The organism is Proteiniphilum sp. (assembly GCF_034331125.1).
GTDB lineage: Bacteria > Bacteroidota > Bacteroidia > Bacteroidales > Dysgonomonadaceae > Proteiniphilum > Proteiniphilum saccharofermentans.
Window position 1 is genome coordinate 1 of sequence record NZ_JAXQGC010000031.1, and the last position, 3,603, is coordinate 3,603.

At 48.5% G+C, this 3,603-nt stretch carries 2 protein-coding genes; both read left to right on the top strand.

Going from position 1 to position 3,603, the window contains the following annotated elements; translation table 11 throughout:
- The first annotated feature begins 116 nt into the window (after positions 1–116).
- Positions 117–1,460 carry a magnesium transporter gene (gene mgtE / locus U2P89_RS06245; protein ID WP_322190944.1) on the top strand — a complete coding sequence of 448 codons (1,344 nt, stop codon included), beginning with the start codon at positions 117–119 and terminating at the stop codon, positions 1,458–1,460.
- Between the two features lie 49 nt (positions 1,461–1,509).
- The gene (locus tag U2P89_RS06250) at positions 1,510–3,552 is read left to right on the top strand and encodes a TonB-dependent receptor plug domain-containing protein (protein ID WP_322190945.1); all 2,043 of its coding nucleotides are present in this window, start codon (positions 1,510–1,512) and stop codon (positions 3,550–3,552) included.
- Positions 3,553–3,603 lie beyond the last annotated feature (51 nt).

Consider the following 3,603-nt stretch of genomic DNA (forward strand, 5'->3'; position numbering starts at 1 on the left):
TTTCCCTTCTATTTCTTTGTCAATTGTTTGAGGGAAGTGCGAAACATGAGTAATAACAGTAATACCTTTGACCTGTAAGGGAATACCCTCCTTTCAGGCAAAGCAGAAAGGAGAGTATGATGACAGATACCCGAATCAATTTTCAGAGACTCATAAAAGAGAGGGCATGGACTACCCTGAAAACGGAACTCACGAAACTGGATGTTCCCGATATCACTTACCTTATTGAGCATAGTAACCAACTCCACTCTATTATCTTATTCCGGCTGCTTCCAGGAGAAGAAGCAAAAGAAGTCTTCCGTGAACTCCATCCCGACAAACAGGGCGAAATTATCAACGGCCTGGCACATCATGCATCGCGTCTCAGCGATCTCATGAATGATATGGATCCGGACGACCGCACAGCCCTGTTTGAAGAGTTACCCGGAAAAATAGCCCAACAACTCATGCAATTGTTGAGTACGGAGAATCTGAAGAAAACCACACAATTGCTCGGATATCCGGAAGAAAGCATCGGGCGGTTGATGACGCCCCAGTATGTAGCGGTGAAATTACATTTCACCGTGGCAGAGACATTGCAACATATCCGCCGCTTCGGGAAGGAATCTGAAACATTAGATATAGTATATGTGGTAGATCAACACTGGAAATTGATCGACGATCTCCCTATCCGCGATATATTACTTGCCGATCCGGATGAAAAGATAGAGGATCTGATCGACCACAAACTCGTGGTATTAAATGCCTTCGACGATCAGGAAACCGCTGTACAGATATTTAAGGATTACAATCGGGTAGCTTTACCCGTTGTGGACAGTACCAATACACTACTCGGTATCGTTACGATTGATGATATTTTCGATGTGGCAGAAGAAGAAGACACGGAAGACTTCCATAAATTCGGTGCGATGCAGAATGCTGTCATCAATCCCGTGCTGGCTACCGTTTCATTTCTCTACAAGAAACGGGTAGGATGGCTACTGGTGTTGGTGTTCATGAATGTCTTCTCAGGATATGCCATGTCACAATTTGAGAATGTAATTGAAACGGTCGTCGCCCTGGTATTTTTTCTACCTCTACTGATAGACAGCGGAGGGAATGCAGGATCACAATCTGCCACCCTGATGATCCGTGCCCTGGCCATGGGCGACGTCCGACGGCAGGACTGGATACGTTTGCTGAGCAAAGAGTTTACAGTTTCCTTGATGCTGGGGATAACTATGGCGGCTGGAGTGTCTCTCATAGCCTCCTTCCGGGCACCGGACATTATCCCTGTGGTGGCCATCACTATGGTTGCCACAGTAATGGTGGGCAGTGTGATAGGTATGATGTTGCCGCTTATCTTTACACGGCTGAAATTAGACCCTGCCACGGCCAGTGCACCCATGATTACCACCATCGCCGATATAATGAGTGTACTCATTTATTTCTCCATGGCTAAATGGTTCTTTGGGTTATAGTGTTTTTATTCTTATTTTTGCACCGCATTCTTACAAAATCAAATAGAACATGCTTAAAAAACAATTCAAGACGACCAGGGTATTTCGTTTCAAACGATTCGCCCGCAAGTCGTATAGCGTTTTCAACAGCCTGCACAAGACAGTCACGATAGGTGTGCTCTCCGGTTGTGCGTTGATAAGCGCCCATGCGACTACGGTAGAGCCTGCGGAACGGGTATATACCCAAACATCCACAGATTCCATTCCTCCCACGGAATTGGACGAAGTGGTGGTTACCGCTTCAAAGGTCGACCTGCCATTGAACCTGGCAGCGAAGCAGGTGACCGTTATTTCGAGACAGGAAATTGAACGGGCACCCGTTCGCAGTATTGAAGACCTTCTGAATTATGTGGCAGGTGTAGACATCCTGCAACGCGGGCCGCACGGCGTACAGGCGGACATCTCCCTTCGCGGCGGATCATTCGATCAGACAGCCATCCTCCTCAACGGTGTAAACCTCACCAACCCTCACACAGGACATTACAGTTTTAACATTCCCATCAACCTTTCCGATATCGAACGCATCGAGATCGTACAGGGGCCATCTTCATTGGTCTACGGGGCCGGCGCCTTTTCCGGCGGTGTGAATATTATCACCCGGAAGGATCCCGAATCGAACGGTTTCGCGAAACTGGAAGGCGGTATGCACGGGCTTTTCGGCGCCGAAGCAAGAGGTGCCTACAAAGCGGACGGCTCGCTGCATACATTATCGGCGGGATACAAGCATTCGGACGGATATATCCGGAACAGCGATTACAACATTGTGAACCTGCTCTGGCAAAGCCGGTTCGAGATCAACGGTGCCAATCTCGACCTTCAGGCGGGATTGAATGATAAAAAACAGGGCGCCAACACCTTCTACACGGCTGCCTATCCCGATCAGTTCGACGATACACGGGGTGTTTTTGCTTCCATCCGCGGTGAGACCAACGGACGGCTTAAATTCATTCCACATATCTATTGGAGCCGTCACTATGATGAATTCCAACTTATCAGGGAAGGCACCCCCGACGTGCCCGACTGGTACACAGACCACAATTATCACCGGAGCGATGTCTTCGGTATGAATCTCAATATGCAGTACGCCTCACGATGGGGGATCACCGGTTTTGGCGGCGAATTCCGCAATGAAGGTATTCTGAGCAATGTGTTGGGTAAACCGATGGAAGATAGTATAGGAAAATATACTCATTCGGATAACCGTACCAATATCAGTTATTTTCTGGAGCACAATTTCATCTTCAAAAAATTCACCCTCTCCGTGGGTGGCTTGCTGAATCATAATACGGCGGTCGTGAATAAATTCGACCTGTACCCTGCGCTGAATGCATCATACAGGCCGTCAGAGGCGCTGAGGCTTTATGCCTCGTGGAACAAAGCCACCCGCATGCCCACCTTCACCGACCTCTACTATACGACTGCCACGCATACAGGCAACAGTGACCTTGAGGCCGAGTTGTCCGAAGCGTTTGAGGCCGGCATAAAATATACACACCCCATCATCAGGGGAAGCATTGCCGCTTTCCATATGAAAGGAAGGAATATGATCGACTGGGTAAAACCGTCTCCCGACGCACTGTGGGAATCGAGGAACCACACGAGGATCAATACCAAGGGATTTGAAGTTACCGTGGGCCTGGATCTGAAAAAGTGGTTCGGAAACGGCCAGCCTTTCCGTTCCTTCAACATGGGATATATGTATCTTGACCAGAATATGGTGGAAGACGAACTGATATCCAATTACGTTCTGAATCATCTCCGTTACAAATTCACCGCTGCCCTGCATCACGATGTGGTGAGAAATCTCACCCTGTCATGGAATTTCCGCTGGCAGGAAAGGGCCGGTTCCTATGTGCAGTATGTCGATCTGCAACCCGGTGAACGGGTGGACTTCAGCCCCTTCTCCCTGCTGGATGTGAAAGCCAACTACAAGTTCCCCCGCATCGACCTGTTTGTCAACGCGAACAATATTTTCAACACCACACATGTCGATTTCGGCAATATCCCCCAGCCGGGGTTTTGGTTATCGGGCGGAGCAAGTATACGATTTTAAACTGAACCACTATGGATTGAAAATCCATAGGTTCGATTCCGACTAAAAGTC

Coding starts and splice junctions, on each gene's coding strand:
- mgtE (WP_322190944.1), top strand. CDS start 117: ATGATGACAGATACCCGAATCAATTTTCAGAGACTCATAAAAGAGAGG.
- U2P89_RS06250 (WP_322190945.1), top strand. CDS start 1,510: ATGCTTAAAAAACAATTCAAGACGACCAGGGTATTTCGTTTCAAACGA.